This is a genomic window from Rhizobium phaseoli, from assembly GCF_001664385.1.
In the GTDB taxonomy this organism is placed as follows: Bacteria; Pseudomonadota; Alphaproteobacteria; order Rhizobiales; family Rhizobiaceae; genus Rhizobium; species Rhizobium phaseoli.
The window spans coordinates 4,401,518-4,421,387 of record NZ_CP013532.1; the positions used below are offsets into that span (position 1 = coordinate 4,401,518).

Sequence of the window (19,870 nt, forward strand, 5' to 3'; positions counted from 1 at the left end):
TGATTGAAATCCCGCCACGCGCGGGCGAAAACACAAGGGGAGCGGAACATGAGCAGAGTGGCTCTGGTCACCGGCGGTACACGCGGCATCGGCGCAGCAATATCCACGGCACTGAAAAAAGCCGGATACAAGGTTGCGGCGACTTATGCCGGCAATGACGAGAAGGCCAAGGCCTTCCACGACGTCACCGGCGTTGCCGTATTCAAGTGGGATGTTTCGGATTACGCTGCCTGCGGGGAAGGGATCGCCAGGGTTGAAAGCGAGATCGGACCGGTCGAGATTCTCGTCAACAATGCCGGCATCACTCGCGATGCCATGTTCCACAAGATGACGCCGCAGCAGTGGCACGAGGTGATCAACACCAATCTCACCGGCCTGTTCAACATGACGCATCAGGTCTGGACCGGCATGCGCGACCGCAGCTTCGGACGCATCGTCAACATCTCCTCGATCAACGGCCAGAAGGGCCAGATGGGCCAGGCGAACTATTCGGCCGCCAAGGCCGGCGATCTCGGCTTCACCAAGGCGCTTGCCCAGGAAGGGGCGGCTAAAAATATCACGGTCAACGCCATCTGCCCCGGTTACATCGGAACGGAAATGGTGCTTGCCGTGCCGGAGAAGGTGCTGAACGAGCGCATCATTCCCCAGATTCCCGTCGGCCGTCTCGGCGAGCCGGAAGAGATCGCACGCTGCGTCACTTTCCTCGTCTCCGACGATGCCGGCTTCATCACCGGTTCGACGCTGACGGCCAATGGCGGGCAGTTCTTCGTTTAGCCGGGTCGACGAGCCAGATCGGCTTGAGCGACAGCGTCTGCCTGCCGGCTGCGCTGTCGCTTTTGTGTGCGGCTCGGATGTCCGCTTCGGGACATCAGGAGAGGTCGCGGGGGTTGCGATGTCCGCGGGCGGCAATCCGGACTGGCGCTTTTCGCGCCGCGCCGACTTCGCTGCGAAGGGCTGAGACCGCGCTTGTCACGAAGGCCAAGGCGATGAGAACGGCGACGGCGGAATTCATGAAAATTTGAGCCATGGAAGCGTTCCTCTTCAATGCGTAGGCGGCTTTGCCTGCCTACTGCGCTTGAGAAGGAATATGCGGTTCTCGGGACGACGCCGGTAGACTTGACTTTTGATACCGATCGTCAACGTCGCGTTGACACGGAAAGGCAACAAAGAAAAACGGGCGCCAAAGCGCCCGTTGGGAGTCCGATATGATTCTGCCGGTCAGTAGCGGCAGCGGGCCTCGTAGCGGCGGCCGTAGCGGTCGCGATAGATGCAGTAGCCGCGGCGTTCGACCGACTGGCCGATGAGCGCGCCGGTCAGACCGCCGGCAACGGCGCCGACTGCGGCACCACCCCAGCTGTTGGTGACGGCGCCGCCGATGATCGCACCGGTACCGGCGCCAATCGCAGTGCCCTGCTCGGTCGCCGTGCAGGATGCGAGGGCGCCCACGAGCGCGCCAATGAGAACAATCTTCTTCATCATGTCGTAACTCCCCAGGTTGTCGGGCTTTAGATGCGCCCCATTAGTACAAGGATAATGATAATCACGAGAACTAGCCCCAAACCGCCGGAAGGTCCATAGCCCCAGCCACGGCTATAACCCCAATTCGGCAAGGCTCCGATCAAGAGCAGAATGAGGATAACGAGAAGTATCGTGCCAAGCATGGTGTGTTTCCTTCATTTTCATCCGCAATCTGAATGGACAAGAAACACGCATTGGCGATTTTTGTTCCCGGTTAGGCGGGCGAATTGTGATGCGGCACGATTCATGGTTTGTGATCGGTCTCGCTCGGCAAAATGCTGCTATGGTTAAAAAATCATTCAAATACAATATGTTGCGGCGAACATATCGGGAAGATCATCATGTCGCCGATTCGTCGGTGATTCGTTCCGTTTTTGATCAATCCGCTCGTGCAAAGTGATTCCCGGCTTAAGGTTGGGTGATTTCGTCGTCAAAGGTTAATTCCTGCTTGAGACGTCTGACGCGAGGTTCTGTCACCTGCCTGCATCTAGCGACGGAGGCTGGCGGTGGCACCAGATATTGCCGTGAACGAAAGGTGAAAACGCCTCAGTCGGCGATTCGTCTCCGATTCGTTCCGGATTTGGTCGAGCGGTTAATTTACGGTGGAATTTCCGCTTGGCAAAGTGCATGGCCGACCTCGGCAAGCTGATGGAAATGTGAACGGGAGAGAGTCTCCCGATTCAGCATCTAGTGGAAAAAAGTGATTCAAAATCAATACTTAGCCGTGAACAAAAGCTGAATCAGCGGGAGTCAGCGATTCGTCGCTGATTCGTTCTCAGGCTGTTCCGAATCTGCAATTCAGGCGTCCCGGATGACTCGCAAAGGTCGCAATCCTCGCTGCATTTTAAAATCTGCCCTTGCGTTTGCGGCGGCAGCTGTCCATGTGTTCTGTGCCTCCGTCGAGAGGCGACAGTTTTCCTGAGGCCGCCTGCCTCATTTGCATGGACCATGACTCTGACTTCGCAGCCGATGATTCTGAGCGGGCGCGGTGTGACCGCGATGCTCGGACCAACCAATACCGGCAAGACCCATTATGCCATCGAGCGCATGGTCGCACACGGGACCGGCGTGATCGGCCTGCCGCTGCGGCTGCTGGCGCGCGAGGTCTATACGCGGGTGGTGGAGAAGGTCGGTGTGCAGAACGTGGCGCTGGTCACCGGTGAGGAAAAGATTTCGCCGGCCAATGCACGTTTTTCGGTCTGTACCGTTGAAGCGATGCCCCGCGAGACGAAGGCCGCCTTCGTGGCGATCGACGAGGTGCAGCTCGCCGGCGATCTCGAGCGCGGCCATATCTTCACCGACCGCATCCTGCACCTTCGCGGCCGCGAGGAAACGCTGCTGCTCGGCGCCGCGACGATGCGGCCGATCCTGCAGCTGCTGCTGCCCGGTATCACCATCGTCGAGCGGCCGCGGCTTTCGCATCTTTTTTATGCCGGGCAGAAGAAGATCACCCGGCTGCCGCAGCGCTCCGCCATCGTCGCTTTTTCGGCCGACGAGGTCTATGCCATCGCCGAGCTCATCCGCCGGCAGCGCGGCGGCGCGGCGGTCGTGCTGGGGGCACTCAGCCCGCGCACGCGCAATGCGCAGGTCGCGCTTTATCAGGCGGGCGACGTCGAATATCTGGTGGCGACCGACGCAATCGGCATGGGCCTCAATCTCGATGTCGATCACGTCGCCTTCGCCCAAGACAGAAAATTCGACGGCTACCAGTTCCGCAACCTCAATCCGGGTGAACTCGGCCAGATCGCCGGCCGCGCCGGGCGGCACGTGCGCGACGGGACCTTCGGCGTCACCGGCCAGGTCTCGCCCTTCGACGAGGAGCTGGTCCAGCGCATCGAAGGCCATGAATTCGACAATGTCAAAGTCTTGCAGTGGCGCACGACTGAGATGGACTTCTCCTCGATCCAGTCGCTGCGCGCCAGTCTCGAGGCCGGGCCGCGCGTCGCCGGACTGACGCGGGCGCTGCCCGCCGTCGACCAGCAGGCGCTGGAGCAGCTTTCGCGCTATCCCGAGGTCATCGATCTCGCCGATCGGCCGGCTCGCGTCGAAAAACTCTGGGAGGCTTGCGCACTTCCCGACTACAGGCGTATCACTCCGGCACAACATGCCGATCTGATCGCGACCCTCTTTTCCGATCTCGTCCGCTATGGCACGGTGAACGAGCAATTCCTGGCGGAGCAGGTTCATCGCTCCGATCGGACAGATGGGGAAATTGACACGCTTTCGGCGCGAATCGCGCAGATAAGGACCTGGACCTATGTTTCGAATCGGCCCGGCTGGCTGACCAATCCGACACATTGGCAGGAAAAGACGCGGGAAATCGAAGATCGATTGTCCGATGCGTTACATGAAAGGTTGACGAAACGCTTTGTTGATCGCAGGACATCTGTGCTCATGAAGCGCCTGAGAGAGAATGCGATGCTGGAAGCTGAAATCAGTGTGAATGGCGATGTCTTCGTTGAAGGACATCATGTAGGGCAGTTGAGCGGGTTCCGTTTCACGCCGGTGGCGGGAGCGGACGGACCGGATGCCAAGGCGGTTCAGGCTGCGTCGCAAAAAGCGCTCGCGCTCGAATTCGAAGCCAGAGCGGCGCGGATGCATGCCGCCGGCAATAGCGATCTGGCGATCGGCTCGGACGGGTTGATCCGCTGGCTCGGCGATCCGGTGGCGCGGCTTTCGGGCAGCGATCACGTCATGCGCCCGCGGGTGATTCTGCTCGCCGACGAGCAGTTGACCGGCAATGCCCGCGATCACGTCGCCGCCCGCATCGAGCGCTTCGTCAACCATCATATCAGCACGGTGCTGAAGCCGCTCGACGATCTGTCGCGCGCCGAAGACCTGCAGGGTCTCGCCAAGGGGCTTGCCTTCCAGCTCGTCGAGAATCTCGGCGTGCTCTTCCGACGTGACGTGACCGAGGAGGTGAAGTCGCTGGACCAGGAGGCCCGCGCCTCCATGCGCCGCTACGGCGTGCGTTTCGGCGCCTATCATATTTTCGTCCCGGCCCTTCTGAAGCCGGCGCCGGCCGAACTGATCACGCTGCTCTGGGCGTTGAAGAACGACGGTTTGGACAAGCCGGGTTACGGTGACCTCATTCCCGTGTTGGCCGCCGGCCGCACCTCCGTCGTGACCGATCCAAGCTTCGAGCGGATGTTCTACAAGCTCGCCGGTTTTCGTTTCCTCGGCAAACGCGCCGTGCGCATCGACATTCTCGAGCGGCTTGCCGATATCATCCGTCCGCTGCTGCAATGGAAACCCGGCCAGAACAATCGTCCGGAAGGCGCCTATGACGGCCGCCGCTTCACGACGACGACGGCGATGCTGTCAATCCTCGGCGCGACGCTCGAGGACATGGAAGAAATCCTCAAGGGTCTCGGCTATCGCGCCGATGCCGTGAAGGCGGAAGAGGCGTCGGCTCATCTTGCCGCGCAGGACGCCGCTCCGGCGCCCGCAGCCTCCGCAGAGGCATCTCAGGAAGAAACGGTGGAAAAGGCCGATCACGACGACGCCGACGCGGCGGCGGAGGAGGCTGTTTCCGAGCCATCCTCAGCCGAGGCGACCGCGGCCGACGCGCCTGCGGCAGAAGCGGTTCAAGGCAATCCTGCGACCGAAGCCTCGGCAGAGGTTTCGGCTGCCGGCGAAACAGCCGCTGCTTCCGAAGAAGCCGGCGAACCGGCGGAGCCGAAGCCGGTTCTGCTGTGGCGCCTCGGCGGCCGCAACGATAATCATCGCCAGGCGCGTGGCGGCCATGGCGAACGCCGCGCCGGCCAGGGCCATGATCGAGGCCAGAACCAGGACCGCGGCGAGCGCAATCGCCGTTCGGGCGGCGGCGAAGGCGGCGAGGGCAATCGCGGCGGCGACGGACGCGACAACAACCGCAACAACCGCGGCAAGGACGGCGGTCGCGATGGCCGGCCGCAGCAGGCAAGGGGCGGTGAGCGCAAGGACCAGCCGCGCGGCGACCGGCAGGACCGTGGCGAGCGCAAGGATCGCGGTGAGCGCAATGACCGCAACGATCGCAACAACAACCGAGGCGCACAGCCGCTGCGCTTCGAGGCCAAGCCGCCACGCAAGGAGAAGCCCATCGATCCGGATTCGCCCTTCGCCAAGCTCGCCGCTCTCAAGGAACAGATGAAGAAGTAGTCATGGGCGGGGAGACACAGCCAGGAAGCGGTTCGCGCCAGCGCATCGACAAGTGGCTGTTCTTCACGCGCATGGTAAAGTCGCGTTCGCTGGCGCAGAGCCATGTCCAGTCGGGGCACGTGCGCATCAACGGCGAGCGCTGCAGCCAACCGAGCCAGATGGTCAAGCCGGGCGACCGCATCGAGTTGACGCTGGAACGGCGTGACATCGTTCTCATCGTCCGTCTCGCTGGCGAGCGGCGGGGTCCCTATGAGGAGGCCCGCCTGCTCTATGATGACCAATCCCCGCCGCCGGATGAGGCAAAACGCCTCACCCCTTACGAGCAGGCGATCCGCGCGACCGGCACCGGCCGTCCGACCAAAAAGGAAAGACGCGCGATCGACAGGCTGATGTCGGACGAGGATTAGAAAACTCTGTCAGCAGCGGCGGCTTTTGCAGATCGTTTATCCTTGAAATCCGGCGATAAAGCCGATAGGTCACTGACAACCTGCCGGAAGCGTGCTTGCCTCCCAAGCCTGTCCACGCTTCGTCCGGCACGGGGATAGGCGCGACGTTCCAGGTTGCCCGGTCCCATCTGCATGGAAAATCCTGGAGTTCTTCATGACCTATGTCGTGACCGACAATTGCATCAAGTGCAAATACACCGATTGCGTGGAAGTCTGCCCCGTCGACTGCTTCTATGAAGGCGAGAATTTCCTCGTCATCCATCCCGACGAATGCATCGATTGCGGCGTCTGCGAGCCAGAATGTCCCGCCGAGGCGATCAAGCCGGATACCGAGCCGGGTCTCGACAAATGGCTGAAGATCAACACCGAATATGCCAGCATCTGGCCGAATATCACGGTCAAGAAGGATCCGCTGCCGGAGGCCAAGGAGATGGACGGCCAGACCGGTAAATTCGAGAAATATTTCTCCGAAAAACCCGGTTCCGGCGATTGATACGGCTGCCAGATTTGGCTGCCGGATTCGGGCGTTTCCACGATGAAACGTTTTAAATCCTGCGTCTCTGATATGGGTGATGTGTGTTGCCCGCATGACTCAGGCGAAGCAAATTATTGATTTCCTCATATTTTTATGATAGGTTTCGCCTACTGTTCCATTTGTGGCATGACGCATGCCCAAAACCATCACGAAAGCAAAACAAATCCGTACGCGGTTTCCGTGACATATCAACGCTTTGAGCGCCGGGTCCCCCAGATCGCGCGCAAGAAGTCCTTGCTTTTGACTGATGGGACCAGAGTGAAGTCACCCGACGGATGCTACCGTCTCAACCGGGCCTGACTGACCCGGCTCCGGCCGCCGCCGGATGCGTAACAGGGAGTTTTTGAATAGAATGACGACTCAGCAGAAAAAACCTTCTACAGCACGTCACGGCTTCAAGACCGGTGAATCGATCGTCTACCCCGCTCACGGCGTCGGTACCATCACCGCTATTGAAGAGCAAGAAGTTGCCGGCATGAAGCTCGAACTTTTCGTTATCGATTTCGAGAAGGACAAGATGCGCCTGAAGGTTCCGGTCGCGAAGGCGATGAGCATCGGCATGCGCAAGCTTTCGGAAACGGATTTCGTCGATCGTGCATTGAAGGTTGTGCAGGGCAAGGCGCGCGTCAAGCGCACCATGTGGTCCCGCCGCGCCCAGGAATATGATGCCAAGATCAATTCCGGCGATCTCATTTCCATCGCTGAAGTCGTGCGTGATCTTTATCGTGCGGAAAACCAGCCCGAGCAGTCCTATTCCGAGCGCCAGCTCTACGAGGCCGCGCTCGACCGCATGGCGCGCGAAATCGCCGCTGTCAACAAGATGTCGGAAACCGAGGCTGTCCGCCTTGTTGAGACCAACCTCAACAAGGGCCCGAAGCGCGGCAAGGCCATCGAGGAAGACGATTCGCAGGATGAAGCCGCATAAAGGCGGTTAATTTTTCCTGTGAAAAAACCCGGCCTTCGTGCCGGGTTTTTTATTGGAACTTTTTCCCGACTGCCGCGTTTATCAAACGTAATTGCGGACTGCTCGTCGAGCCGCTGGCTCGTCGGGCTCACCGCTATTCCGTCAATGTTCGGTGAGGAGCTGATTATGCCTTTTCAATATTGCCCGTTCGGCAACATGAAGAAACAGGTCCAGCCCGGCCGTCTTAGCGGCTCATGATGAAAATTAGGGCCTCCCCCTGAAAAGTCCAGGGGTGAGGCCTTCATGCATTCGGAACTCCATTCAGTCCGGACAGCGATGTTCCGGAAGGTGAGTTTTATTGTTCATTTTGAGGGCGAAGGCCTGTTTAGGGAGATCGAAATGAAGAACATGTCTGCAGATCGGCGCATGATCAAAATCGCGATGGCCGCCCCCTATCTCGCCCGCCAGGAAGAGCACGATCTCGCCACTCGCTGGAAGGACCACGACGATCGCGGTGCGCGCAACCAGATCGCCATGGCGCATATGCGCTTGGTAATCTCCATGGCCGGCAAGTTCCGCAATTTCGGCCTGCCGATGAGCGACCTCGTGCAGGAGGGTTATGTCGGCCTGCTGGAGGCGGCCGCGCGTTTCGAACCGGAACGCGACGTGCGCTTTTCGACCTATGCCAGCTGGTGGATCCGGGCGTCGATCCAGGACTATATCCTGCGCAACTGGTCGATCGTGCGCGGCGGCACGAGTTCGGCGCAGAAGGCGCTGTTCTTCAATCTGCGCCGATTGCGCGCCAAGCTCGCCAAGGGCGATACGCAACTGACGCTGCAATCCATTCATCAGGAAATCGCCGCCGCCCTTGGCGTCAGCCTTGCCGACGTTCAGACCATGGATGCCAGGCTTTCCGGCAACGATGCTTCTTTGCAGGCGCCTTCCGTCTCCGGCGACGCCGAGAGCGCGGAGAAGATGGATTTTCTCGTCAGCGACGATCCTCTCCCCGACGAGCAGGTTTCCAACATGATCGACGGCGAGCGCCGCCGCATCTGGCTCGCCTCGGCGCTGAAACATCTCAATGAACGTGAAATGAAAATCATCAGCGCCCGCCGCCTCGCCGAAGACGGCGCCACGCTCGAAGAACTCGGCGCCGATCTCGGCATTTCCAAGGAGCGCGTGCGCCAGATCGAAAGCCGGGCGATGGAAAAACTTCGCACCGCGCTGGTCAGCGCCGACCCGCACATGGCGGCCTACGCTTGAAACTTTCCCCTCCAGCAGCACTGACTGGCCCGGCGTGAGCCGGGCTTTTTTTACTCGGCAATGATCTTGACGCGATCGCCGGGCGAAACGGCCGCGCCCATCGGCAGGGCATTGATGAGCTTGAAAAGATCGAGCTTGCGGTCGGTGCCCATCATGCGGGCGGCAAGCGTCGAGATGTTCTCGCCCGGCCGCACCGTGACAACGCGGATGCGCAACGGCTTCAGCGAGGCGGCTTCCGCCGGGGTCATGCGCCGGAAACTCGCGCGCAGAACATCGGCCGTCGGCTCAAGGGCGTCGCTGCCCTTCGGCACCGCGGTCAAGAAACGGAAGATCTGCGCATTGTTGCGGATCACGGTGACATCGAAATCCCAGCGGTCGGCGCTGGCGCGCGCGGTAGCAGCTTCCATGCCATTGACGGTAATCTGCTGGATGGTCGACGGATCGAGACCGGTCACCCAGCCGCTGGAGATATAATTGGTGAGGCTCTGGTTCTGGTTGTCGGCGACGCCATCGAAGCGCACGGCGATGTCGTTCGGGCCGGTGGCCATCACCGCCTCGACCTTGTTGTCGATATGGAAGTCCGGCGGCACGTCGAAGCGGATGCCGAGACCGCCATGCAGGAAGGTCTGGCCGCGCACATAGCCTTCCTCCGGGCTGTCGCCGTAGAGCAGACCGTCTATGCCGTCGAGATAGTAATCGCGGCCCTTGTCGCCGACCGAACCTTCCTGGCCGAAGGCCCGCGCATGGGTGCGGGCGAGATCGATGCGCTGGGCGGAATTCGGGTGGCTCGAAAGGAAGTCGAGGCTCTGGTCGGCTTCCGGATCGACCGACATGAAGCGGCTGTACGCCGCCATGGAATCGAGGAAGCGGGCGGCGGCATAGGGATCGTAACCTGCTTCGCCGAGCATGCGCACGCCGATGACATCAGCCTGCAGCTCCTGCTGGCGGGAGAAGGCGGCGAGCCGCAGCTTGCCGCGGGCCAGAGCCTGTTTGCCGGCGATATCGCTGGAGAGCACTTCGGCGACGACGCGGCTGGCGATGACTTCCGCCTCTTCGCGCTTCTGCCGCTCGATGCCGTGGTTCGCCGTCACGTGGCCCATTTCGTGCGACAGCACGGCGGCGACCTCCGAGGCGTCGTTGGCAAGGGCGAGCAGGCCGCGGGTGACGTAGAGGTAACCGCCCGGCAGCGCAAAGGCGTTGATGGCGGGCGAGTTCAGAATGGTGATGCGGTAGGACTGGCTCGGATTTTCCGACACCGCCGTCAGCGCGCCGGCGATGCGGGCGACGAGACGCTCGGTCTTGGCATCCTTGTATTCACCGCCGTAGCTTGCCACGATGCGTGGATGTTCGCGGGCGCCCATCGCCGCACGCGGGTCGTTCTTCTGCACCTCGTCGACGATCTGCGGATTGGAAGACGGCGAGATGCTCGGCTGATAGGATTGTTCGATCAGCGATTGACATCCGTTCAGCGCCATTGCGATGGCTGAAAGCAGCATGAGGCGACGCGCGAAACGGCGCGGCGCGGAGATGGCATCACTGGAAAGCGCGGGCGATTTCCACGTCGTCAAGCTGTCCAGTCTGGTTCTCCGCATCATGTCGCTGCTTTGCCGGTTTGCCGCAGATCGGGACCGGCCTTGGCAAGGGGAACTTAACAGGTGCGCACCCCTGATCTCGCGCTGCACACTAGGCCGATACAAGTCGTTGCTGTAGCTGATTTTCGCATCGGTTGCATAGCGAGACTCTGTTTAAATGTGGCGCCGTTGCATTTTGGCAATGCTCAGTCGTTGAGGCCTCCCTTCGCTCGGATGAAATTATGGCGAAAGTTCCGTCACGCGGCGCAGATTTGCCGGCGGCGCGGAAAAAGAACGGAGTGATTGAGGCAATCCCTGCAGAAGCAGCAACAACAGGCGAAAAAAGCGACTGCTGATCGTATTTCTGTGCAGGGAGCGCCTGATGCGACGCATTCCAATTTTATGATCAGGTTATTCCGCCGCTTCCGCCGTTGCTTGCAGTTGCTTCGCCTCGCCGGCGCGCGGCAGTTGTACCGGCTTCAGCATCACGGCGGCGGCAAGGCCGATCAGGGCAATGGCGCAGGAGGTCATGAACAGCGACGAGAAGGCGGCGGCGTAGATATCCGCGACGGCCTGGCGGCTGGCTTCGGGAAGGGTGGCCATCATCTTCGGCGTCAGCTGTTCGATATCGGCAACGCCGGCAATGGGAACACCGGACTTGCCGAGACCGGAAGCGATGATGGCGCCGTAAATGGAGATGGCGATCGAGGCGCCGCCCATGCGCGAGAGCGTCACCGAACCGGTCGCGGCGCCGACGTCGCGGGCCGGTGCGGCATTCTGCACGCCGATAACGGGAACTTGCTGGGCAAGGCCGATGCCGATTCCGTGCAGCAGCATGATCGCGCCGATGAAGGCAATCGGCGTTCCGGCCTGGACCTGCGACATAAGCGCGAAGGCGACGGCGCTGCAGGTGAGGCTTGCGATGGCGAAGGGTTTGTAGCGTCCTGTCCTGGAGATGATGCGGCCTGCCGACAGCGATCCGCAGACGAGACCGCCTGTGAGGAGGATGAAGAAAAGGCCGGCGGCGGATGGCGAAAGACCCGTCGTCGTCTGCAGGAAGAGGGCGAAGTAATTGACCATGCCGATGGCAATTGCGCCGCCCATGATCGACATGATCAGGAGAAGGCTGAAGGTCGAATTGCGGAAGAGCTGCAGCGGCACGATCGGCTCGGGTGCGCGGCGTTCGATGAAAACCCAGGCGACGGCGCAAACCACGCCGAAGGCGACGACGCCGATACTCTCAGGCGAAATCAATGCGCCGAACAATTCGCTGCTATCGGTGGCAAGCACGACGCTCGTCGTCGTCAGCGCAAGCAGCAGCGCGCCGGCATAATCGATCTTGGGGCGGCGATGCGGTTTGCGGTACGGCAGCATGAAGGCCAGGCCCGTCAGCGCGATGAAGCCGATCGGCACGTTGACGAGGAAGATCGAACGCCAGCCGAAGAGGTCGCTCATCGTGCCGCCGAGCACCGGACCTATCGCGCCCGACGCCATCAGCACGAGGCTGGAATAGCTTTGATAGCGCGCCCGCTCGCGTGGCTCGAACAGATCGGCGTTGACGGCAAAGATCGACACCATGATGCCGCCGCCGCCAAGGCCCTGCAGCACGCGGGCGGCAATCAGCGTATCCATCGAGACGGCGAGGCCGCAGACCGCAGAGCCGACGGTGAAGATTGCGATCGCCGTCATCATCACATATTTGCGGCCGAACAGATCGCCGAGCTTGCCATAGAGCGGCATGACGGCGCTGAGCGCCAGAAGATAGGCCGAACCGATCCAGCCGAACCGTTCGAGATGGCCGAATTCACCGACAATGGTCGGCAGCGCCGTGGAGACGATCTGATTATCAAGAGTCGCCATGAACATGGCGGTCATCAGAAAGAAGAAGAGGATTAGCCGGCGACGAGGATCCGTCACGAGCGGCGCAGGCGCGAGTTGCATGTCCATGAGGTGGATTTCCGGGTTCGTGCAAATTTATGTGCTTTCAGCATGCAATTGTCAATGGCACATGAATGACATCGGCATATTCAATTTTCGCGATGGCTCTGTTATGATTCCGTGATGAATGAAACTCTGACCAAGATCCTGTCCACCAGCCCGACCGATCCGGACGTGAATCTGCCTCGCATTGGCCGGAGCATGGCGCGCATGCGTTTGATGACCGGGCGGCGGCTGATCGGCCGGTTAGCAATCCAGAGTGCGGCGCCGGGTCTTGAACTTTCTCATCTCGACGTGCTGGATGCCGTGCGGCGGGCCGAGCCTGCCGGCGAGGTGACTGTCGGCACGATCGCCGAGATGCTGCGCATCGATCCGTCACGCGCCAGCCGAGTCGTGGCCGAAATGGTCGGGCGCAACGTGCTGCGCCGCGAGGCCTCGCAGGCCGATGCGCGGCGGATCGTCGTCGTCATCACCGACGCCGGCCAAGCCTTGCTTGCCGAGATCCACGCGCAGAAACTCGCAATTATCTCGGAGATCGTCTCCGACTGGCCAGGTGAGGATATCGAGCGTTTCGCGACCCTGTTCGAACGGTTCATCGGTGGCTACGAAGCAATCTTCCTGTCTCGCGACAAAGATACGCCCGGTTGAGGCGAAGGCCGCCGATCCGCCGGCGCGCCCCTTCCCCTCGCCCCCCCGTTTGCGCTAAGGGCAATGCCCATGAGCCAATCCACCTTCACCATTCTGCTCGGCGGCGAACTCAGCCTGACGGAGCGCCTGCGCCAGGCGGTCGGCGGCAGCCGCTTCATTGCAGCCGATGGCGGCATGCGGCATGCGGCAGCGCTCGGCGTGACACCCGAGCTCTGGGTCGGCGATTTCGATTCGACGCCGGCCGATCTCGACGGGGCGTTTCCCAATGTGCCGAGACAGCCCTACCCGGCGGCAAAGGCGGCAACGGACGGCGAAATCGCCGTATCGGAAGCGATCGCCCGCGGCGCGCGGCGGCTGATCCTCGCCGGCGCGCTCGGCGGCGAACGCTCCGACCATGCCCTTCAGCATCTGCTGTCGGCCGTCGGCCTGGCGGAAGCGGGTTTCGATGTGCTGCTGACTTCGGGCAAAGAGGAAGCGGTGCCGCTGATATCAGGCACCATCGAGCTCGATCTTCCCAAAGGCAGCCTGTTTTCCGTGCCCGGATTCGGCCCGCTGGCCGGCCTTTCGATTGAGAATGCGCGTTATCCGCTCACAGATTTCCACCTGCCCTTCGGCTCGTCGCGCACCATTTCCAACGTGGCGGAAGGCAAGGTTCGTTTTTCGCTCAGCAGCGGCCGGGCGATCGTGCTTGCCCGGCCTTATGATCTTTCCGGAGTCTGATTTTTGGCACCTCCCATTCTGAAACTCGACGATATTTTCCTGAGCTTCGGCGGCGCGCCGCTTCTGGCGGGTGCTTCGCTGCAGGTCGAGCCCGGGGACAAGATCTGTCTCGTCGGCCGCAACGGCTCGGGAAAATCGACGCTGCTGAAGATTGCCGCCGGCTTGGTCGAAGCGCAGTCGGGCGAGGTCTTCCGCCATCCCTCGTCGACGGTGCGTTATCTCGAACAGGCGCCGGATTTTGCCGGCTTCAGCACTGTGCAGGCCTATGCGGAAGCCGGACTCGGACCGGGTGACGACCCCTATCGCGTCACCTATCTGCTGTCGCATCTCGGGCTGACCGGGGAGGAAGATCCGAACACTCTTTCCGGCGGCGAATCGCGCCGGGCCGCCCTCTCCCGCGTGCTGGCGCCCGAGCCCGATATTCTCCTGCTCGACGAGCCGACCAACCATCTCGATCTGCCGACGATCGAATGGCTGGAAGGTGAGTTGCAGAAGACGCGCAGCGCCCTGGTGCTGATCTCGCACGACCGGCGTTTCCTGGAAAAGGTTTCGACTGCAACCGTCTGGCTCGACCGCGGCACCTCGCGCCGGCTCGACAGGGGGTTTGCGCATTTCGAAGCCTGGCGCGACCAGGTTCTGGAGGCCGAGGAGCTGGAACAGCACAAGCTCGGAAAGGCGATCGAGCGCGAGGAGCATTGGCTGCGCTACGGCGTCACGGCGCGGCGCAAGCGCAACATGCGCCGCCTCGGTGAACTGCAGACGATGCGTTCGCAGTATCGCGGCCACAAGGGCCCTCAGGGCACGGTGCAGGCGTCGGTCTCCGACGCGCAGGAATCCGGCAAGCTGGTGATCGAGGCCGACAAGATCACCAAGAGTTTCGGCGAGCGCGCCATCGTCACGCCCTTCTCGATCCGCGTGCATCGCGGCGATTGCATTGGCTTGGTCGGCCCGAACGGCGCCGGCAAGACGACATTGTTGACAATGCTGACCGGACAACTTTCGCCGGATAGCGGCACGATAAAGCTGGGCACCAATCTGGAAATTGCGACACTCGACCAGAAGCGCGAGGATCTCGATCCGGAGGATACGCTTGCAAACTACCTGACGGACGGGCGTGGCGAAAACCTGATCGTCAACGGCGAGCAGCGGCACGTCACTGGCTACATGAAGGAGTTCCTGTTCCAGCCGGAACAGGCGCGGACGCCCATCAAGAGCCTCTCCGGCGGTGAGCGCGCCCGGCTGATGCTGGCCCGTATCCTGTCGCGCCCGGCCAACCTCCTGATCCTCGACGAGCCGACCAACGATCTCGATATCGAGACGCTCGACCTCTTGCAGGAAATCGTCGCCGGCTTCCCCGGCACCGTCATTCTCGTCAGCCACGACCGCGATTTCCTCGACCGCACCGTGACCTCGACGATCGCACCCGCCGTGCCGGATGCGCCAGACGGCCGCTGGATCGAATATGCCGGCGGCTATTCGGACATGCTTGCGCAACGCAAGGGCGCGCTCGAGGAGCGCAGGAAGGCCGAGAAGGCGGCGGAAAAGCCGAAGGTGCAGGAGACGGCGCCGGCCGCCGCAGGCGCGAAGGGCAAGCTCTCCTTCAAGCAGAAATTCGCACTGGAAAACCTGCCGAAGGAGATGGCCAAAGCCGAAGCCGAGATCGCCAAGCGCGAACAGGTGATGGCCGATCCCAATCTCTTCACGCGCGATCCGGCTGCCTTCAACCGGCTTGCGGCCGAGATGGAGAAGCTGCGTGCCGGCCTGACTGTCATGGAAGAGGAGTGGCTGGAGCTCGAAATGCTGCGGGAAGAGCTGGAGGGCTGAGTGTCACAGCTCAGCCACCCGCGTCATCCACGTAATCGGGAGTCCGGCGGCCAGAGGCTCTAAAGCGCCGGGGCGGGGACGGCGGCGGCGCCGACACTGGCGCTGGCGCCCGTCTCGACGACCTGCGGCGGCGGCTCTTCGGATTTTGACGGCAGCGCCTGCAGATGCAGCACCCGCGGCTGCAGCGCCTCGAGATAGGCTTCGGAGCGGCCGATATAGATCATGCCGGTTTCGGGCATGGAGGTCAGCAGCTTTGACATCGTTTCCTGCCACTCCGGCTCCATACCTTCCAGCACTTCGTCGAAGACGATCCAGCGCGGGCGCACGAGCAGCAGGCGGGCGAAGCCGATCGCCTTCTGTTCGTCGCTGTCGAGCAGCTTGTCCCAGCGGGCGCGGGTATCGAGCCTTGTGATCAGCGAATGCAGGCCGGCTTTTTCGAGCGCCGCCTCGACGGCTGATTTCTCGTAGGCATCGGCGCTTTCGGGGAAAGCCAACGCTTCGAGCAGCGTGCCGCCGGGAACATAGGCGATCTGCGGCACGAACAGTATGTCATCGACCGGCGGCAGACCCATCGTGCCGCTGCCGCATGGCCAGAGGCCGGCCATGGCCTGGAACAGCAGCTTGCGGTTGACGCTGTGATCGCCGTTGATCATGACTTTCTCGCCGGCCTTGATCACGACATCGGTTTCGCGCAGGCGGAAACCGCCGCATTCGTCGATGTCTTCGCCGATCTTGGCGTTGATCACCACATCCTTCAGCGTCAATGTGTCGGGTGCGGTGTTTTCGTAAGCGATGCTATCCTTTAGGTCGTAGTCCTCGTCCATGTCGAGCAACGCTTGGCGGAAATCGGTGACGCGCATCAGCGTGGCGCGCCATTCGGCGATCGGGCCGAAATTGGCGACATACCAGCGCAGCGCCGTGTTGACCTGGTTGAAGGCGCCAACCGACATCATCAGCTGGCCGAGGGTCAGGCCGCCGGAGAAATAGGCGGGTGCCGCGACGATGATCGGGATGACGATCACCAGCCAGCCGTAGCCGGCCGAAACCCAGGTGAGATTGGTATTGGCCATGGCGAGCCGCTTGACGACCCTCAGCACCGAGCTGATGTCGGTATTGATGCGCCGGCGCTCGTTCTCCTCGCCGCGCGCGACGGTGATCGCCGGCATGTTCTCATTGGCATGCATCAGCGTGAAACGAAGCTCGGCCTCCTTTGAGAAGCGGTCGGCATTGAGCTTGACCAGCTTGCGGCCGACGACCTGGCTCAGCACCGAGGCCGAGGCGGCATAGAAGATTGCGGCCCAGACCATGTAACCGGGAATGGAGAAACTGTGGCCGCTGATGTGGAAGATGAAGCCGCTCGACAGTTCCCAGAGCACGCCGATGAAGCTCACCAGAAGAATGGTCGATTGCAGCAGGCCAAGGACGAGCCCGGTCGTGCTTTCGGCGAGGTTGCGGGAATCCTCGTGCAGGCGCTGATCCGGGTTGACGCCGATCAGACCGCTGGAGGCGAGCCGCAGCGCCCGCTTGCGCTTCAGCCACTGGTCGACGAGATCGCGCGACAGGCCTTCGCGCATATAGAGCGCGGTCATCTGGTTCAGCCAGGCCTGCAGCACGTTGAGCAACAGCAGCGTACCGGCGATCATGGCGAAGATTTCGAGCTGATGGAAGAATTCGCCGAGGTCGCGGCGCTCGAGCGAATCGTAGAAGGGGGCGTTCCATTCGTTGAGAATGACCTGACCATAGGCCGTCAGCAGGATGACGAGGATCAGCACGGTCGCCAGAAACAGCACCTTGCCGCGCACTTGAGAATTCCAGAATGCGGAGAACATCACCCCGAGGCGATAAGTCAGGCTGAAATCATACCCTACTCTATCCTGCCTCCGGGTCCCCGGCCTCCCCTTGGTCTTATCTGCCATCACGCTTTTCCAACACCGCCCATACTGTCATTATTAACATGGTGGCGTTACCGGTCTATCAACAGATTCTATCAGTCATTAAACTGTGATGAGGCTTGCCTGAGTCGCCGCTGCATGCATTCGGCAGTTGATTCGCGGCTCAACTGGGACTAATTAAGGCACTCCGTGGTGATTTGGCCGGCCGGCTTGCAGCCACGTTAAAAAAGTCGCTAAAGGGCCGCGTGCGGACCGGTAGCGATTTTTTGTCGCCGCCGGTTTTTTGTTTTTGATCGAGTGACCGCAATGCCCATCAAGATCCCCGATACGCTGCCCGCTTTCGAAACCCTGGTCCAGGAAGGTGTGCGGGTAATGACCGAGACGATGGCGATCCGACAGGATATCCGCCCGTTGCAGATCGGGCTGCTCAATCTGATGCCGAACAAGATTAAGACCGAACTGCAGATGGCGCGCCTGGTCGGCGCTTCGCCGCTGCAGGTGGAGCTGTCGCTGATCCGCATTGGCGGGCACAAGGCGAAGAACACCTCTGAAGATCACCTGCTCGCCTTCTATCAGACCTGGGAAGAGGTGAAACAGCGCAAATTCGACGGCTTCATCATCACCGGGGCGCCGATCGAGCTCCTGCCCTATGAGGACGTCACCTATTGGAAAGAGATGCAGGAAATTCTCGACTGGACGGAAACCAACGTCCATTCGACGATGAACGTCTGCTGGGGCGCGATGGCGGCGATCTATCATTTCCACGGCGTTCCGAAATACGAGCTGAAGGAAAAGGCCTTCGGCGTCTACCGCCACCGGAACCTGAAGCCTTCCTCCATCTATCTCAACGGCTTTTCCGATAATTTCGAGGTGCCGGTGTCGCGCTGGACGGAGGTGCGGCGCGCTGACATCGAGAAATCCGACAGCCTGGAAATTCTGATGGAATCGAGCGAGATGGGCGTCTGCCTCGTGCATGAGAAAAGGGGCCGGCGGCTCTACATGTTCAACCATGTCGAATATGATTCCACCTCGCTCTCGGACGAGTATTTCCGTGATGTCGACGCCGGCGTGCCGATCAAGATGCCGCACAATTACTTCCCGCACAACGATCCGGCGCTGGCGCCGCAGAACCGCTGGCGCAGCCACGCACATCTGCTGTTCGGCAACTGGATCAACGAAATCTACCAGACGACGCCCTACGACGTCGAAGAGATCGGCATGGATCTCTGAGCGTCACCCGTCGCACCCCAAGGCATTGCCGCGGCATCTCCGCCGCGGCATTTCTTTCTGTGCCGACCGGTTGCGGTTTGGAGCAAATGCGGGCAGGTTCCGGTCCTGGACCCCAAGGATAGAACGGAACGGATGTCATCATGTCGGACAAGTTGGAGCGGGAAGTTTTCGGGCAGACGAAGGAAGGCGAAACCGTCTATCGCGTCGTTATCAAGGGCGGCGGGCTGACGGCCAAGATCATCACCTGGGGTGCGGTCATCCAGGATCTGCGCCTTGAGGGACATGAGGCGCCGCTGCAGCTCGGCTTTGAGGATTTCGACAGCTACCCTCTCTATTCGGCCTATTTCGGCGCGACACCCGGCCGCTGCGCCAACCGTGTCGGCGGCGGCAAATTCACGCTCGACGGCAAGGATTATCAGCTCGAGCCGAACGAAAACGGCGTCACGCATCTGCATGGCGGCAGTGATAATATCGGCAAGCGCAACTGGACGATCGTCGAGCATGACGTTGACCGCCTGGTGATGAAGATCGTCGATCCCGATGGCCGCGCCGGCTATCCCGGCAATTGCACCATCCAGGCGACGTTCCGGGTGCACGGCAACGGTGAACTGTCGATCACCTACGAATCGACCAGCGACCAGCCGACGCTCGCCAATGTCTGCCAGCACGCCTATTTCAATCTCGACGGTCGCGAAGACGCGCTCGGCCACGACATCATGATCGCTGCCGACCACTATCTGCCGACCGACGAGAGGCAGGTGCCGACCGGCGAGATCCGTTCCGTCGCCGGCACGGAGTTCGATTTCCGCGAGATGGCGCCGATGAAGCGTTTCGCCGGCAGCGAACAGGCTTTGTACGACCATAATTTCTGCCTGTCGCCCGAGCGCACCGCCAAGCGCAGCGTCGCGCTCGCCCGCAGCCTCTATTCCGGTGTGTCGATGGAGGTGCGCAGCACCGAGCCGGGCGTGCAGTTCTATGCCGGTTTCAAGCTCAATACCGGGGCGCCCGGCCTCGGCGGACGCAAATACGGCCCCTTCGCCGGCTTTTGCCTGGAGACGCAGGTCTGGCCGGATGCCATCAATCACCAAGGTTTCCCGAATGCGGTGCTGCGCCCCGGCGAAGTGCTGCGCCAGGAGACGGATTATATCTTCACCAAGAGCTGACGTCTTTTCGGAGGCGCAGGGAGTCGACGCACAACTGTCAAATTTGAGCGCTATGAAACCTCTTCGGCCCGCCGGGGA

17 protein-coding genes and 1 riboswitch are annotated in these 19,870 nt (G+C 61.4%); of the genes, 11 read left to right on the forward strand and 6 right to left on the reverse strand.

Annotated features, from left to right (window positions below; all coding sequences use genetic code 11):
- Positions 1 to 48 precede the first annotated feature (48 nt).
- Entirely contained in the window at positions 49 to 774 is a 726-nt protein-coding gene (phbB, locus tag AMC88_RS21135; RefSeq protein ID WP_004674255.1) for a beta-ketoacyl-ACP reductase, read from the forward strand.
- Positions 775 to 868: 94 nt separating this feature from the next.
- Here the strand turns inward: phbB and AMC88_RS33725 are convergent, their stop codons facing one another.
- From AMC88_RS33725 to AMC88_RS21145, 3 genes are all read right to left on the reverse strand, one after another.
- Complete coding sequence (locus tag AMC88_RS33725; protein WP_167355294.1) at positions 869 to 1,027, reverse strand: hypothetical protein; 159 nt, start codon at positions 1,025 to 1,027, stop codon at positions 869 to 871.
- 191 nt (positions 1,028 to 1,218) lie between these two features.
- On the reverse strand, positions 1,219 to 1,479 hold the full coding sequence (locus AMC88_RS21140) for a YMGG-like glycine zipper-containing protein (RefSeq protein ID WP_004674249.1): 261 nt from the start codon (positions 1,477 to 1,479) through the stop codon (positions 1,219 to 1,221).
- A gap of 26 nt (positions 1,480 to 1,505) precedes the next feature.
- A complete protein-coding gene (locus AMC88_RS21145) occupies positions 1,506 to 1,661 on the reverse strand; it encodes a DUF3309 family protein (RefSeq protein WP_003543790.1) in 156 nt (51 codons plus the stop codon).
- A gap of 805 nt (positions 1,662 to 2,466) precedes the next feature.
- Between AMC88_RS21145 and AMC88_RS21150 the strand changes: the two genes are divergently transcribed.
- The 5 genes from AMC88_RS21150 to AMC88_RS21170 all read left to right on the forward strand — a co-directional run bounded on the left by AMC88_RS21150 (position 2,467) and on the right by AMC88_RS21170 (position 8,806).
- Complete coding sequence (locus tag AMC88_RS21150; protein ID WP_041683806.1) at positions 2,467 to 5,658, forward strand: helicase-related protein; 3,192 nt, start codon at positions 2,467 to 2,469, stop codon at positions 5,656 to 5,658.
- A 2-nt stretch (positions 5,659 to 5,660) separates the two neighbouring features.
- The gene (locus AMC88_RS21155; RefSeq protein WP_010002647.1) at positions 5,661 to 6,065 is read left to right on the forward strand and encodes an RNA-binding S4 domain-containing protein; all 405 of its coding nucleotides are present in this window, start codon (positions 5,661 to 5,663) and stop codon (positions 6,063 to 6,065) included.
- 193 nt (positions 6,066 to 6,258) lie between these two features.
- The gene (fdxA, locus tag AMC88_RS21160; RefSeq protein WP_011427210.1) at positions 6,259 to 6,597 is read left to right on the forward strand and encodes a ferredoxin FdxA; all 339 of its coding nucleotides are present in this window, start codon (positions 6,259 to 6,261) and stop codon (positions 6,595 to 6,597) included.
- 394 nt (positions 6,598 to 6,991) lie between these two features.
- Positions 6,992 to 7,564 carry a CarD family transcriptional regulator gene (locus AMC88_RS21165; protein ID WP_011427211.1) on the forward strand — a complete coding sequence of 191 codons (573 nt, stop codon included), beginning with the start codon at positions 6,992 to 6,994 and terminating at the stop codon, positions 7,562 to 7,564.
- 378 nt (positions 7,565 to 7,942) lie between these two features.
- Positions 7,943 to 8,806: an RNA polymerase factor sigma-32 gene (locus AMC88_RS21170; RefSeq protein WP_012485599.1), complete on the forward strand. Its 864-nt coding sequence runs from the start codon at positions 7,943 to 7,945 to the stop codon at positions 8,804 to 8,806.
- Positions 8,807 to 8,856: 50 nt separating this feature from the next.
- Here the strand turns inward: AMC88_RS21170 and AMC88_RS21175 are convergent, their stop codons facing one another.
- Both AMC88_RS21175 and AMC88_RS21180 read right to left on the reverse strand, forming a co-directional pair.
- The gene (locus AMC88_RS21175) at positions 8,857 to 10,401 is read right to left on the reverse strand and encodes a M48 family metalloprotease (RefSeq protein WP_037142206.1); all 1,545 of its coding nucleotides are present in this window, start codon (positions 10,399 to 10,401) and stop codon (positions 8,857 to 8,859) included.
- A 387-nt stretch (positions 10,402 to 10,788) separates the two neighbouring features.
- The gene (locus AMC88_RS21180; protein WP_064825747.1) at positions 10,789 to 12,324 is read right to left on the reverse strand and encodes an MDR family MFS transporter; all 1,536 of its coding nucleotides are present in this window, start codon (positions 12,322 to 12,324) and stop codon (positions 10,789 to 10,791) included.
- Between the two features lie 114 nt (positions 12,325 to 12,438).
- On the opposite strand from AMC88_RS21180, the gene AMC88_RS21185 reads away from it, so the two are divergent.
- The 3 genes from AMC88_RS21185 (at position 12,439) to AMC88_RS21195 (ending at position 15,507) form a co-directional block, all read left to right on the forward strand.
- Positions 12,439 to 12,963 (forward strand): MarR family winged helix-turn-helix transcriptional regulator, encoded by a 525-nt coding sequence (locus AMC88_RS21185; RefSeq protein ID WP_064825748.1) that lies wholly within the window; start codon positions 12,439 to 12,441, stop codon positions 12,961 to 12,963.
- Between the two features lie 63 nt (positions 12,964 to 13,026).
- Positions 13,027 to 13,683 carry a thiamine diphosphokinase gene (locus tag AMC88_RS21190; protein ID WP_170960051.1) on the forward strand — a complete coding sequence of 219 codons (657 nt, stop codon included), beginning with the start codon at positions 13,027 to 13,029 and terminating at the stop codon, positions 13,681 to 13,683.
- A 3-nt stretch (positions 13,684 to 13,686) separates the two neighbouring features.
- Positions 13,687 to 15,507, forward strand: coding sequence for an ABC-F family ATP-binding cassette domain-containing protein (locus AMC88_RS21195; protein WP_064822983.1), 1,821 nt, complete (start codon positions 13,687 to 13,689; stop codon positions 15,505 to 15,507).
- A 59-nt stretch (positions 15,508 to 15,566) separates the two neighbouring features.
- Here AMC88_RS21195 and AMC88_RS21200 read toward each other — a convergent pair whose 3' ends face one another.
- Positions 15,567 to 17,423, reverse strand: coding sequence for an ABC transporter ATP-binding protein/permease (locus AMC88_RS21200; RefSeq protein ID WP_064825749.1), 1,857 nt, complete (start codon positions 17,421 to 17,423; stop codon positions 15,567 to 15,569).
- A 155-nt stretch (positions 17,424 to 17,578) separates the two neighbouring features.
- A riboswitch (SAM riboswitch) is annotated at positions 17,579 to 17,656 on the forward strand.
- A gap of 49 nt (positions 17,657 to 17,705) precedes the next feature.
- Here AMC88_RS21200 and metA point away from each other — a divergent pair.
- Both metA and AMC88_RS21210 read left to right on the forward strand, forming a co-directional pair.
- Positions 17,706 to 18,629 (forward strand): homoserine O-acetyltransferase MetA, encoded by a 924-nt coding sequence (metA, locus tag AMC88_RS21205; RefSeq protein ID WP_004674197.1) that lies wholly within the window; start codon positions 17,706 to 17,708, stop codon positions 18,627 to 18,629.
- A 140-nt stretch (positions 18,630 to 18,769) separates the two neighbouring features.
- Positions 18,770 to 19,792, forward strand: a complete 1,023-nt coding sequence (locus AMC88_RS21210) for an aldose epimerase family protein (protein WP_064825750.1) — start codon at positions 18,770 to 18,772, stop codon at positions 19,790 to 19,792.
- The last annotated feature ends 78 nt before the right edge of the window (positions 19,793 to 19,870 follow it).